Below are 14,053 nucleotides of genomic sequence, written 5' to 3'. Positions count from 1 at the left end.
GCCTCATCGGCCACGGCTGCTAAAGCTGTGCAGGGCTTTTTCGATGCACTGGGCGGTTTTACCAAAGGCTTGCACGGTGATGTCGGCGAACGGCCCGCCGCCCTGATCGGCGACGACGATCATGATCACTCGGCCGTTATTGACCAGTGAACGCAGGAATAGATGCTCGCCGCGAAACAGCGTGCGCAGGCTCGCCGGTAGCAGCGCGGAGAACTGCGCATTGTTCTCCGGCGTGATCCGCACCTGCGCCTGTTGCGCAAGCAGCCGTTGCAGAACCTTGCTCTGGCTGACGACAAAATTCAGCGCCGCCGCTTCTTTCGGCAAACCATAGGTTTGCTGCACGCGCAGACTGGATTGCGTACGATCGGCCATCAGGATCATCACCCGGCGCATGCCGCTGGCGGCCAAGGCATCGCGCGCGGCGACGGTCAGGCTCATGGCATTGGTGAAGCGGCTCGGTTCGGCGAGCAGTTCGGCGCATTGCTTGCGCCACTGGCCCAGGTCTTCAGCGGTGGGCGCGGCGGCAGGCAACATGCCGGCCGGCAAACGACGGGTGCCCCACGGCCACAGCAATGAAACCGCCGGGTGCCACAAGTCCGGCATCGCATGATGGCGCGCGCTGTTCGCGGCTTGCTGGTGCAACTGTTGTTGCACTTCATCCATGGAAATCTGCAGATACAGGCTGGTCAGGTACTGCCAGCGTTCGCTGTGTGGACTGTCCCAGGCCTGTTGCGCCGACAGCGCCAGACCATTGGCCAGCAGCACGGTATTGGCCGGCTGATTGAGCCAGCGGCGCAACGTCGGATCATCGTCGAGGCGATTCTGCTGGCGCAGCGGATGTTCGCTGTCGCGGGCGATGCGCAGCACCTTCACCAGTTCGCGTTGCTCACTGAGCAGCAGTTTATAGCCCTGCTGCACCCAGATCGGCAGGTGCCAGGCCTCGACCAGCGCTTCGGCGATTTTCAGCAGGCGCACGCCGAATAATTGCTTTTCGACCGTATGCGCCGATTCACCCTTGTGGATAACCCGCAGTTCCCACTCTTCTAGCAATTGCGGATAGGTCAGCGCCAATGGCCATAGCGGCGACAGAAACAACAGGCTGCCCCAATGAATGTCCTGCCACAGCCGCGCCAGGCGACTGGCAAAGAAACCGTTGGCCTGTTGCGTCGCGTGCTGACTGATCATCTGCAATTGGCGCAGGGCCTTGGGGATTTGCATCAGCGGTTCGGCGGGGAGTCGCGCGAGCAATTCTTCGGTGCGGGCGAGGCCCAGACGATTGATCGCCACCTCAAGATTTTCTGCCGGCGTGGCCATGGTGCCGTGGGTGTGACGATTCGCCTCACGGATGATGCTCAAGGCCAGTGCCGGGCTGTCCTGCATCAGGTCGGCGATGTCGCGCAGCGAGCTGCGATTGTCACGGATCGCGCGGCAGACTTTGTCGTGAGCCTCTTGCGGGACGGGCAGTCGCACGCCATCGAGCAACTTTACCCAGCCGTCGAGGGTGGTCGGTTTTGCGTGTGGGACGTTCGTTTCATTAGCCATGTCTGGACGGGATCTTCACTGACTGTAGACGCGCCCGGCATGGGCTAAATTGGCTTTTCGCCTGAACTGGCTATAGTCTGGCGCAGTTTTGCCGATAAGTAGAAGAAGAGATTTTTTAACTTCCGAATATGACCTTGAACCCGACTTAAGTAAGTACTTTCTACCTATGGCTAAAATTATCGGCATCATCGTCGTATTCGCGAGCGTGCTCGGCGGATACGTGCTCTCCCACGGCAAGATTGCCGCCCTGATCCAGCCTTTCGAGGTGATGATCATCGGTGGTGCTGCACTCGGTGCATTCCTGCAGGCCAACCCTGGCTACATGACGATGCACGTGCTCAAGAAATCCCTGAGCATGTTCAGTTCGCGCTTCAGCCACACGTTCTATCTGGAAGTGCTCGGGCTGATCTACGAGATCCTCAACAAGAGCCGCCGCGAAGGCATGATGGCCATCGAAGGCGACATCGAAGATGCCGCTGCGAGCCCGATCTTCGCCAAGTACCCGGCCGTGCTCAAAGACGAGCGCATGACCGCGTTCATCTGCGACTACCTGCGCATCATGTCGTCCGGCAACATGGCCCCGCACGAGCTCGAAGGCTTGTTCGACATGGAGCTGTACAGCCTGAAGGAAGACCTTGAGCACCCATCGCATGCAGTGAATGGCATCGCCGACGCCATGCCCGGTTTCGGTATCGTCGCGGCGGTACTCGGTATCGTGGTGACCATGGCCTCGCTGGGTGAAGGCGATCAGAAGTCCATCGGTCTGCACGTGGGTGCGGCACTGGTCGGTACCTTCTTCGGTATTCTCGCGGCGTACGGTTTCTTTGGCCCGCTGGCACATTCCCTTGCCCACGATGCCAAGGAAGAACTGAACGTCTATGAAGCCATCAAGGCTTCGCTGGTGGCTTCGGCTTCCGGCATGCCGCCATCGTTGGCGGTCGAGTTCGGTCGCAAGGTGCTGTACCCGGCCCACCGTCCAAGCTTTGCCGAGCTGGAACAAGCCGTTCGCGGTCGCTAAGCCATGGAAAATAATCAGCCGATTATCATCAAGCGCGTCAAGCGCATAGCCGGCGGGCATCACGGCGGGGCGTGGAAAATCGCCTTCGCCGACTTCGCCACGGCGATGATGGCGTTCTTCCTGGTGTTGTGGCTGTTGTCCACGGCAACGCCGGAGCAGAAGATCGCCATCGCCGGTTACTTCAAGGACCCGGTCGGCTTCTCCGAAAGCGGCACGCCATACATCATCGACCTGGGCGGTACGCCGACTTTGGCGCCGGAAAACACCCTCAACCCTGAGGTGAAATCTCAACCGCAGCCTGACAAGGTCACGGTCGACACCGAGCAAGTTGAAGGCATGGCCGAGCAGGTCGAGAAGGAGCGTCTGGAACTGCTCCTGCAAGAACTGCAGAACAAGGTCGACGAGAACCCGCAACTGCAGAAATTCAAGGATCAGATTCTCTTCGAGATCACGCCGAACGGCTTGCGCATCCAGATCATGGACGCCGAGAACCGGCCGATGTTCGACTCCGGTTCTGCACGCCTGAAGCCGTACTTCGAAGACATCCTGCTGGCGATGGCCGACACCATCAAAGCTGTGCCGAACAAGATCAGCATCAGCGGTCACACTGACGCCAAGCCGTACACCGGCACCGGCGATTTCGGTAACTGGGAACTGTCGGCCAACCGCGCCAACGCTGCACGTCGTGCCTTGGTCGCCGGCAGCTATCCGGATGCGCAAGTGGCGCGGGTCGTCGGTTATGCCTCGTCGGCGCTGTTCGACAAGGAAAACCCGTTCAACCCGGTCAATCGCCGTATCGACATTGTGGTGCTGACCAAAAAAGCCCAGGCGGCCATCGAAGGTTCGCAAGGTGCGGATCCGGCGAAGCCGGCGGATCAGGGTCAGAACGGTGCTGCTCCGGCAGCGCCTGTCGACCCGAATGCACTGCCGGCGGATCAGCAACCGGTGCCAGCGCACGAACTGCGCGAACGTCTGAACCTGTTCGACGACGCCGCGCCGAAACCGGCCCAGCCGGGGAGTGCGGCGCCAGCGCCTGCTCCCCCAGCCACTGCCCCGGCCCCCGCGCCGAAGCAGTGATCCACAAAAAGCCACGGTCACCGTGGCTTTTTTGTATCTGCCTGCGTCGCAATGACCAGTCGCAGTTTTCGCAATCACGGAAGATCAGTAAATGGAAAGACTCAAAGCCTATTTTCAACGGCATGGCAACGCACCCTTCAAATTTGGCGAGGGGCGGGTCAGTGGCTATATTTCCGCCACCCTCGGGCTGTTGAGCCTGCTGGCGGTGTTCTGCTTCCTGTTTCCCGAATGGCTGACCACGGCTGAGTTGCGCAAGGTCTATGACGAGCAGTTCGCGAGGACCACGCTGTTGCTCGGTCTGGTGCTGTCGTTCGGTCTCGGTACCCTGAATATTCTGCTCAACAAGCGCAAACGTCTGGGGATTACCGGGTTGGTGGCGTCGGGGCTGGCGGTATTCCTTGGCGGCACCAATGTGCAGGTCAGCTCGATCGGGCAGACGCCGTACTCGCTGGGTCTGGACTGGTTTGTTTTGGCGCTGCTGGTGTCGGCCATCGTGTTCATTCCGCTGGAAAAGCTCTACTCCAAAGACCCTGAGCAGAACATCCTGCGCCCGCACTGGCGCACCGACCTGACCTATTTTTTCGTCAGCCACATGCTGGTGCAGTTCATCCTGATCTTCATCACCGCCTCCTCAAGCTACATCGCCGGTTGGGCGGTGTCGCCCGGCTTGCAGGCGAGTGTGCAGAGCCTGCCGCTGGTGGTGCAGTTTCTGCTGGCGATCCTGGTCGCTGATCTCGGCCAGTACTGGCTGCACCGGCTCTATCACGTGGTGCCATTTATGTGGCGTATCCACGCGGTGCATCACTCCAGCACGCACATGGACTGGCTCGCCGGCTCGCGCGTGCATTTCATCGAAATCCTGCTGACCCGCACCGGCGTGCTGGTGCCGTTGATGTTGCTGGGCTTCGCCCCGCAGGCGCTGAATGCCTATGTGATTCTGGTCGGTGTCCAAGCGGTACTGGCCCACGCCAACGTGCGAATCAACGGCGGCTGGCTGAATTACCTGATCGTGCTGCCGCGCTATCACCATTGGCACCACGCCCGGCACAAGGACTACATCTACAAAAACTACGCGATCCACACGCCGCTGGTGGACATGCTGTTCGGCACCTTCAAATTGCCGCCCAAAGAATGGCCGGTACGTTACGGCGTGTTCGGCAAGGAATTGCCGGGCGGGATTGTGCGTCAGCACCTGTACGCGTTTCAAAAGCCTGAGCCGAAGATAGCTGTGCCAAAGCCGCCAGCCAGCGTTTGAGGCAAAAAAAAGCCGCGAGATGATCGCGGCTTTTTTGTGTCCGGCTACTTAATAGCCATTTTCCGGCAGGCTGGCGATGATCGAGCGGTAGCTGTTCATCCGCTGTTGTTGCACTCGGCCATCTTCAAGGGCCTTGAGCAACGCGCAACCCGGTTCACGGTCATGCTTGCAGTCGCGGAAACGGCAAGTACCGAGCAGATCATCGAACTCGATGAAGCCTGCCTCGACATCAGCGCGGCTTACATGGCCCAAGCCAAATTCGCGAATACCCGGGGAGTCGATCAGCTCACCGCCACCGGGAAAGTGGAACAGCCGTGCGGTGGTCGTGGTGTGCGTGCCTTGACCCGATAGCTCAGACAACGGCCCGACGCGGGTTTCGACTTCCGGCAACAGGCTGTTGACCAGCGACGACTTACCGACGCCGGACTGTCCGACGAACACGCTGATGCGTCCGTCGAGCTGCTTCTGCAACTGTTCCATGCCGTTGCCGTGATGCGCGGAGACTTCCAGCACCGGGTAGCCCAGCGTGCGATACACCGCCAGCAGCGCATTGAGCGCCGGGGCATTCTGCTCGTCGATCAGGTCGAACTTGTTCAGCAGCAACAACGGACGGATGCCGGCGTGTTCGGCCGCGACCAGATAACGGTCGATCAGGTTGGCGTGAGGCTCAGGCAGCGGCGCGAAGACGATGACGATCATGTCGACGTTGGCCGCTACCGGTTTGAGCTGGCCACGGCTGTCCGGGCGGCACAGTTCGGTGGTACGCGGCAATTGCGCGACGATCACCCCGATGCCCTGATTGCCGGCACGCCAGACGACGGTGTCGCCGGTCACCAGCGCAGGCAGGTTGGCGCGCAAGTGGCAGCGGAACACCTGGCCTGCCTGATCACCGTCAACCGCTTCGACCTCGACCTGCACACCGAAGTGGGCGATCACCAGGCCGGTTTGTTCCGGGCCCAGGTCGCCGCCCTCAAGGGCTTCGACCGCCGAGGACTCGCGTTTGGCGGCGCGGGCAGCGCGCTCGCCCTGAATCTTTTCGATGCGCCAGTTTTGACGACGATTGAGTTGGCGTTTGGCCATGGGTGTTCCGTCTGAAGAATGCTGCGATTAGGTAAAACGGCCGCGAGTTTAGCACGCCCGGCCATCGGCCTAGGCTAAACTGCGCAGCATTGCTTAGGAGCCGACATATGCCAAACCCGCAGAACCTGATCTGGATCGACCTGGAAATGACCGGTCTGGATCCGGAAAACGACGTCATCATCGAGATGGCCACCATCGTCACCGATAGCGATCTCAACACCCTGGCCGAAGGCCCGGTGATCGCCATCCATCACAGCGACGAAGTGCTCGCGCGCATGGACGAGTGGAACACCCGCACCCATGGCAACTCCGGCCTGACCCAACGCGTGCGCGACAGCCGCATCAGCATGGCCGAAGCCGAAGCCGAAACCATCGCCTTCCTGGAAAAATGGGTGCCGAAGGGCAAGTCGCCGATCTGCGGCAATAGCATCTGCCAGGACCGCCGCTTCCTTTATACGCACATGAAGGCGCTGGAAAGCTACTTCCACTATCGCAACCTCGACGTTTCCACCCTCAAGGAACTGGCCGCGCGCTGGGCTCCGGACGTGCGCGACAGCTTCAAGAAGGGCAGCACGCACCTGGCGCTGGACGATATCCGCGAATCGATCGCCGAACTGCAGCACTACCGCAAACATTTCATCAAGTTCTGATGTGTTTGTGCAGGAGCTGCCGCAGACCGTGATTTTTTTTGCGCTTGTTGTGCATATCGCAAATATTCAAAGATCGCAGTCCTTGGCGGCTCCTAATTGAAACATGCCGCTCATACTCTGTCGTGCCTGCGCGAAATGATGTGGAGGCGTTTACCCTGACCGCTGCATCTGTGCGAAATCTGTTGCAACAACTTCTCGCTGACGTTTCGAAACGAAGTTATACCAACGTTACTGTTGCACCTCTCGCATTTACATATTGTACCTTTGGCTGATATTCCGAGCGGGCACGCCAGGCTGTGTTTGATCTTGCGTATTTATTGTCATGCTCGGTAAAGCAATGCGTTGGCCGCTTGGTTTAAGTGTGATTCCTTCCAGAATTAGATCTCGAATAACTATTTTATTCTTACACTTTTGCATGAGAGGTTTTTTTGGGTGGATGTTATTACTGTCGCTCCATGCTTCGAATTTTAGAAAAGTTCGGGTTTATGACTATCAAGGAAGAAGTTAATGAGTGAGAGGCTTAATGCGTCACAGGATCAACCCCATGAGGCAGGCGTGGCAGAAAGTATCGGTAGCCTTGCCGTAAAGTTTGACGCGGGTGCATCCAGTCGAAACAAAGTGCTATACGCAAATGGGCGTATGCAGGTCAAGGTACAAGTTGTAGTGACGGGGCTGGATCGCAATGGTGATGTCGTTACTGTTTCCGACGAGGTCATGGAGAGTATTCGTCTTATTCACTACGATAGCGGCAGAGCCTTGCGCAATGGTTGGCGAGCCAGCACGGAGCAGGGCCGTTTCACCCTGGCGGTAGCGCACTCCGCCACGGTTGTGGAGGATGAGGATGATGGAGACGAGGATCTTTCCGGCCAGCGCCGGGTACGAACGTTCTGGGTATCCAGCGAAAACGTTGAAACCATCCAGATCGGTGCTTCCATAAAACTTGATAACACAGTCATCCGCAGTAATGGAACAACTCTGTCGAGCAGGCATGACAGCAGTATCAGCATTGAGGCCATCCTGCCGGTAACCTACGCGATTGAGCAATTCCGTTGGGAAAATGTCTGGTATGACGGCGGCTTTAAAAATCAGCGTGTCTACAAATACTATCTCGGCTTGTATCCCCATGCACAACAAGTAAAGTTGGTGGACTGGATTGTTGAGAATTCTGATGACAGCGTTGTATTTGCCTTCGGAAATAAAGTCGATGGATGGAATGCAGCGTTTCAGGCAGGCGTTCTGATCCATCCGGACCTGCACACGTTTAACATGTCGTTACCGTTTGTCGAGGCCTCCGGTGTGGTGCCGGAGGCCGTCAGGATGATTTACCATGAAAAGGACTATAGGGTTAAAGTCAACGACCGTATCGGAGAACTGACGGTTGTCCAGGCACTGTCCCCGGCAGCACGAAATCAACCACCCGTCGACAGGTCGGAAATATTCCGCTTCACCGCTCTGGATCAATTTGGCACTAAACATGAGCTGGCTATCCGCACTAACTTTAAAGAGCGAAGCTTCAGGCTTGAACGCGGCTGAGACTTTTATTGTTGGTGCCGGCGCGTAGTGGCTAAACTGCGCGCCTCACTGCCAGGATTGCCACCATGTTGCTGATGCTCTATCTGATCGCCATTACCGCTGAAGCCATGACCGGCGCGCTGTCTGCCGGACGGCGAGGCATGGATTGGTTTGGCGTGGTGTTGATCGCCTGCGTAACAGCCTTGGGCGGTGGCTCGGTGCGCGACGTGCTGCTCGGGCACTATCCGCTGACTTGGGTCAAACACCCGGAATACCTGGTGCTGACCTCGGTCGCAGCGATGTTCACGGTGTTCACCGCACGCTGGATGCGCCACTTGCGCTCGCTGTTTCTGGTACTTGACGCCGTCGGTCTGGTGGCATTCACCCTGATCGGCTGCATGACCGCACTGGAAATGGGCCACGGCATGTTGGTGGCTTCGGTCAGCGGCGTGATTACCGGGGTATTCGGCGGCATTCTTCGCGATATTTTCTGCAACGACATTCCGCTGATTTTTCGCCGCGAACTTTATGCGAGCGTTTCGTTTGCAGCTGCATGGTGTTACATGCTCTGTCTTTATCTGAATATGCCGAGTGAGCAAGCTATGCTGATAACCCTGTTCGGCGGTTTTTTGTTACGTCTGCTGGCGATCCGTTTTCATTGGGAAATGCCAAAATTCGTTTATAACGACGAGCATTAACCCTCGGCGCAGGGATATGTTGGTTTGCCGGATAAAAACCTGTGACCCGCTGAAGCTTGCAAATGCATGTTTCTTACATTTTTCGCTTTGCTGTTTATTTGAAAGGTATGTAGTTTTTTTGTTGGCATATTCCGATGCCGATATTAAATATAACTTTTCAAAGGGATACATCATGAGCGAAAGCATGGATGCTACAACCGATCAGCAAAACAGTCCGCCGGTTTTTGCAGGCCTTGCCAGTATCAAGGTCAAGTTTGATGCCGGCGACAGTGCTCGCAGTAAGTCACTGTTCGCCAATGGCCGGATGCAGGTGAAAGTTCAAGTTCTGGTTTCCGGGATAGATGCCGACGGTAATGCTATGCACGTACCGGCAAATGTTATGGAAAGCATCGAACTGATTCATTACAGCTCGGGCAGGACGTTGCGCGACGGCTGGGCCGCGAGCCTGGAGCAAGGGCGGTTTACCATTGAGGCGCGTCCTTCATCCACGGCAGGAGACGTTCAAGACGGTGATCTGGAAAATGACAGCATCCATCCTCAGGTTCGCACGTTCTGGGTGTCCTCATCGAGCGCCGGAACGACCCAGATTGCCGCGCGCCTGTCTCTGAACGGTGAGAGGATTCTCAGTAATGGCACCACGCTGTCGAGCGTTCATGACAGCAGCGTAACCGTCGAAGCACAACCACCTTCGGCGTATAGCCTGACGGAGTTTCGCTGGTATCAAACCCGGCGCGGTAATGAGGCCCCCGGCAATCGCATCTTCAGCTATCGCCTTGGACTCTATCCAGGGGGGCAGCAGATTAAACTCGTCGATTGGATTGCGGAGGGAATAGAAGAAGGCGCTGACTATAGCTTTGCAGGGGGTAACAGGCTTAATGAATCAAAAACCAATTATATGGAAGTCACGCTTGTTCGCCCCGGAAGAGGCACGCTGACTGTGACCTTGCCGAGTAGAGGCGATCCTTTTGTATTCGCTTTTTTTTCTGACGCTCATACATGGTCTCAGGATCATTATGATGTAAGGATTCAGAGCGACGGGGAGCTGACTGTCGTGCAAGGCCTTTCCGAATTCTCGACACAACAGGAAAAATATAAGTACGGTAAAAAACTATACTTTCTCGCTGTTGATGAACACGGTACGGAGCATAAGCTGGCAATTCGCGTGAACTTTTATGAGCGTAATTTATATCTGGAACGAGGCTGAGTCTCACCGTCACTGATTCAATTTCTGCGGGTGTAGTAGATATATATGCTTTTTGGCATGGCGGCTATCGGTAAGCTGTTGTGTTCAATTGTCAGGTATTCGCACCCAACGTGCTTTTACTTATATCGAGTGTTGGCCCTTGAATTATGCGGGGCCAACACAACTACATCTCAAGGATGAGTATTCATGACTGGCAAGCCGCCTAAGGTCAAACCTGTAACTGCCCCGACAAAAAAAACCGATTTCAACGTAGAGGGAATTCATCGCCCACCGTCCCCCGCTTCCGCAATGCAGCAACCGCCCAAACCGCATCGCCAGGAACCCTTGCATCCTTCCTTCGGGTCTGACTCTGTCGCATTGACGCCAGCGATCAGGGTGAGCGTAAGTCCGAGGTCATCCACGATCGCTGAATTCGCGATGCATGCCACAAAGTCGGCACTGGCCGATTACTGGATACCCACACCCAAAGGCCTCGGCGAGGCCGATGCGCAGGGCATCCGGATTGTGAAGCAGCGTCAGTATGTCGTTGTAGCCGATGACCATATCGTGCAAGTGGTCGCGGACGCCGAAAGTGGCCTGTTTCGGGCCACTCTGGCCAGTGAGCTCGACCCCTCCGGCCCGCTCATGAAGCGGGACAGCGAGGGCCGGTTCTGGGTCCCGCTGGACGGCGATTTCCCCACCTTCACTGATTCAATATCAGTACAGACCGCACAACTTTTTCGCCGGATGGGCCGTTCCGTGGCGCAGTTTTCCGACGCCACGGTGCACCGCATGCTGGCAGTGAGCGGGGTCAATGAATCAGTGCTGCACGATGTGCTCATCAATGATCGCCCTGTGCCTTTTTTACTGGAGGACACCATCAGGCGGTTCGAACTTGATCAGCAGATTCAGGCCCAGGGACGCGGGGGCGCACCTGATCGGTTTAAGCGGTTCAGGGATCTGGACGATGCATTTGAATCCGACTGTGATGAAAACACTTTGCGGATGCGCCGGGTATTTCCAGATCTGCCGAAAATGGCTGCGCTGGCGATATGGCGCAATATGAGCGCTGCCGAGCGTTTGCATATGCACAACCAGCCAGGCATGCCTCAGCGAGTGGCGAAAGAGGCACTGGTGGCACTGCGAGACATTCGCCTGGCAAGGGCCGTGGAAGGCATTTACTTAGAGGCCGTAGCCAATCCGGACAGTGATCGGTTAGTGCTGCATATGATCGGGGATCTCGTGAATTGGCCGCAGCAGATTCGTATCGAGATTCGCCAAGGAGTGATGGACGGGGATGTCCTCAGCGCTATCGGCGATGCCCGATCGCCGGTTCGTCACGTATTGATTCGTCAGGATGATGGCTATTTCATTCAGAGCAGCGACACTCAATTAACTCAAGGATCGAAAGATCTGTATTCAACTCTCTGGCTTCTCTTGTTGCCCAGGCATCGTCATTTGCTGGGTGTAACAGAAGGTGATGGTTCGGCACTGCAACAGTTGATCCGTGCACAGCCGTTGCCGCCACGCCAAGCCGTGAGCGGGTTGCTGGGGCTGGCGCCACTTCCGGTGACCGTCGATCCTGCCACCGTACAATACAGGCAGGCGGGCCAGTTGCGTGGTGGTGGCGACAATCAGCCGGCAGCGAAAAAGTCCCTCGTAGAACGCGTGCGTGATCTTTACCCGCAGCTTCCAGATAAGGACGTGACGGCATTTATCAATGAGCGCTTGAAGAATGATCCATCAGGCGTTTTGTTTCGCTTGGATACGGAGCTTGCGACGTTGCGTGATGAACTGGCGATATGGACTGCCGATGACGAGTCGCCTCATACGCAGAGGTCCGAACCGGAAGGCGCGCTGACACCCGCCGAACGACGCCAGGCTCGTGAGAAGTTCAGCGAAAAGTTGCAGGATATCTGGCAGCGCAAGTCGGTTTCGAAGTGGGAGGAAGGAGACTTTCAGTTTTCTCACTATGTAGATTTTTCGGGTGAGCTACCAAGGTTGTCCTCCCGATTTGAATATGTAACGGAGTTGTTATTGACCGCCAATGAACCAGGCGCACGGTTAGGCGCGTTTCTTGACAGTTTTCCCAATATTCAATGTTTGGGGATCTTTGGCATAAAAATGGAAGAGTTCCCTTCAGGAATATTTCAAATGCGCCAGTTAAGTGAGCTTACGCTGGACGGGTGCTCGCTAAAACTATCCGAGGTCACAGCTGAAGGATTGTCCAGAATCGAAACACTTACCAGATTGAATCTGGCTAACAATCCTCTGACAGTTAGCCCGCATGTAGGCTACATGGCAGGGTTGACCGGATTGATGCTGAGCAATGCCAATCTTTCCCGCGTTCCTTCAGGCATAGATACGCTTAGGGAACTGGGTGTCGTGGCGTTGCATGATAATAATATTTCCGACGTGGGATATGAGCTGTTCGAAATTCCGGATACACAGGATCTGTTCGTTGGTTTATTGAATAATCCGCTGAGTGACGCCTCAAGGCAACGGATCAGTCAGTATCTTGAAAATTCAAGTATGGATCGGAAGGTGGAAATCCAGGCGGAGGATGTAGTTTCAGAATCTGACTCCGATAGTGAGTCCTCAGAGAGCGGATTCTCGACAGGTTCAGAAAGTGACTGAATGTTGATGGAAGTAACGGCTTCTTTGTTTTTCTCACATGATCTGACATGAATTGGCTGCCAGGCTGCTCCCCTTTTGATTCTCTATGATTTGGGTCGAGAGGGGAGAAAGATCATTGAGTGTTGGAATCAAAGGCGCGAGAAGAGTTTTGGTAAGTTGCGTTTCATCAAGTCTGGGGTTATTGAATATATTGGTATTTGTGTGGGTTTTTGAAGGAGGTTTTAAAATGTTGCCTCTTCACAATTTGTCTGATGTCGCTGCTGTTTTTATTTAAATCGATCTTCAATACTTTGCTGAGTCCTTAAAGGGCGAAATCTATTAATCAGCAAGGTGTTTTTAAATGTTTGATGATCAAATTGGTGTTTCCCGTATCGAGGTGAAGCTCGACGCTACAAGGTCTGGCCAGCATAAAGTACTTTATGCCAACGGTCGTATGCAAGTGCGTGTGTTAGTGCTACTGCACGGGATCGATAACAATGGCGACGGCGCTTCACTGCATGGACACCCTGCGTTGCAGTCACTGCGGTTGATCGCCTATAACGGCGCGCGGCCTCTGGAGGGGGACTGGAGTGTATCGCTTCAGGAGAATCGTTATGCTCACGAAATGTCGGGTGGAGCAACGCGGCTGACAGAAGTCCCACGTACCACGCACAACCGGATAAGCGATGACTCTGATCCGGTACAGATTTTTCAATTCTGGGTTTCGGCTTCCAGGCCTGGAATCATGGAAGTGGCCGCGGAGATTTCCATAAATGGCGTCGTATTGCGAAGCAACGGAATTGGTTTCGACAGCAGTGTTACGCTGGAGGCGATTCCGCCGAAAAAATATAATCAGAACAGTTTCTCTCTTCATAAGTACGGTGCACTCACCGAAAGAGTATACGAGGAGCGAATTCAATACTTTCATCTCGGACTACACGCTGATGGTCGTCAGATTCACCTGCTTGACTGGTACAGCAAGGAGATAAAACTTAACCCGTATGATGCTGAAGATGCGGTAATGGTGTACTCGTCAGGCACGATAAACCTCTACAGTGGCGGCGGCAGAAGTTTTTATGGCTATCTTGCGCCGATCTATGGGCGATCGGCCTCGGTCAAAACGTATCTCGGTTATATCACGTTCCCGATTAACGATGTGCCGGGGGTGTTGACACTATTGCAACGAATTACTATCCAGACAGAGGAAAAACCGGCTAACGAAGGTGCGTTCGAACTCGCTGTTATTGATGAGTTCGGTACGGAGCACTGGCTTGGTATTGAAGGTGATAAAGAGAAGCGAACATTTATTCTGGGTGAGTCGAAACGGGCTACAAAACAATTTACCTGATTGCATTTCTTTGGTCGGTGAATTTTCGCTGGCCGACTTGACCTGCCATTGTCTATATCTGGAATAAAGGAGAT

General features: G+C 55.5%; 11 protein-coding genes. 9 read left to right on the top strand and 2 right to left on the bottom strand.

Features of this window, described 5'->3' with window-relative positions:
* Positions 1-3 precede the first annotated feature (3 nt).
* A complete protein-coding gene (locus ACIF4X_RS17380; protein ID WP_397483083.1) occupies positions 4-1,542 on the bottom strand; it encodes an HDOD domain-containing protein in 1,539 nt (512 codons plus the stop codon).
* Positions 1,543-1,708: 166 nt separating this feature from the next.
* Between ACIF4X_RS17380 and motA the strand changes: the two genes are divergently transcribed.
* The 3 genes from motA to ACIF4X_RS17365 all read left to right on the top strand — a co-directional run bounded on the left by motA (position 1,709) and on the right by ACIF4X_RS17365 (position 4,892).
* Complete coding sequence (motA, locus tag ACIF4X_RS17375) at positions 1,709-2,560, top strand: flagellar motor stator protein MotA (protein WP_007952169.1); 852 nt, start codon at positions 1,709-1,711, stop codon at positions 2,558-2,560.
* A 3-nt stretch (positions 2,561-2,563) separates the two neighbouring features.
* Positions 2,564-3,637 (top strand): flagellar motor protein MotB, encoded by a 1,074-nt coding sequence (motB, locus tag ACIF4X_RS17370; protein WP_397483082.1) that lies wholly within the window; start codon positions 2,564-2,566, stop codon positions 3,635-3,637.
* Positions 3,638-3,728: 91 nt separating this feature from the next.
* Complete coding sequence (locus ACIF4X_RS17365; RefSeq protein WP_397483081.1) at positions 3,729-4,892, top strand: sterol desaturase family protein; 1,164 nt, start codon at positions 3,729-3,731, stop codon at positions 4,890-4,892.
* Between the two features lie 48 nt (positions 4,893-4,940).
* Here ACIF4X_RS17365 and rsgA read toward each other — a convergent pair whose 3' ends face one another.
* Entirely contained in the window at positions 4,941-5,972 is a 1,032-nt protein-coding gene (rsgA, locus tag ACIF4X_RS17360) for a small ribosomal subunit biogenesis GTPase RsgA (protein ID WP_025110158.1), read from the bottom strand.
* A 107-nt stretch (positions 5,973-6,079) separates the two neighbouring features.
* Between rsgA and orn the strand changes: the two genes are divergently transcribed.
* The 6 genes from orn (at position 6,080) to ACIF4X_RS17330 (ending at position 13,979) form a co-directional block, all read left to right on the top strand.
* A complete protein-coding gene (gene orn, locus ACIF4X_RS17355; protein ID WP_034151653.1) occupies positions 6,080-6,622 on the top strand; it encodes an oligoribonuclease in 543 nt (180 codons plus the stop codon).
* Between the two features lie 507 nt (positions 6,623-7,129).
* Positions 7,130-8,155 (top strand): hypothetical protein, encoded by a 1,026-nt coding sequence (locus tag ACIF4X_RS17350; protein WP_397483080.1) that lies wholly within the window; start codon positions 7,130-7,132, stop codon positions 8,153-8,155.
* A gap of 65 nt (positions 8,156-8,220) precedes the next feature.
* Positions 8,221-8,832, top strand: a complete 612-nt coding sequence (locus tag ACIF4X_RS17345) for a trimeric intracellular cation channel family protein (protein ID WP_397483079.1) — start codon at positions 8,221-8,223, stop codon at positions 8,830-8,832.
* Between the two features lie 172 nt (positions 8,833-9,004).
* Positions 9,005-10,036 carry a hypothetical protein gene (locus ACIF4X_RS17340; protein WP_397483078.1) on the top strand — a complete coding sequence of 344 codons (1,032 nt, stop codon included), beginning with the start codon at positions 9,005-9,007 and terminating at the stop codon, positions 10,034-10,036.
* Between the two features lie 186 nt (positions 10,037-10,222).
* Positions 10,223-12,652, top strand: a complete 2,430-nt coding sequence (locus tag ACIF4X_RS17335; protein ID WP_397483077.1) for a hypothetical protein — start codon at positions 10,223-10,225, stop codon at positions 12,650-12,652.
* A 340-nt stretch (positions 12,653-12,992) separates the two neighbouring features.
* Positions 12,993-13,979, top strand: a complete 987-nt coding sequence (locus ACIF4X_RS17330) for a hypothetical protein (protein ID WP_397483076.1) — start codon at positions 12,993-12,995, stop codon at positions 13,977-13,979.
* Positions 13,980-14,053: the final 74 nt, after the last annotated feature.

This window comes from Pseudomonas sp. NPDC085632, assembly GCF_044541255.1.
Taxonomy (GTDB): Bacteria; Pseudomonadota; Gammaproteobacteria; order Pseudomonadales; family Pseudomonadaceae; genus Aquipseudomonas.
This window is presented reverse-complemented; position numbering and strand designations above follow the sequence as displayed.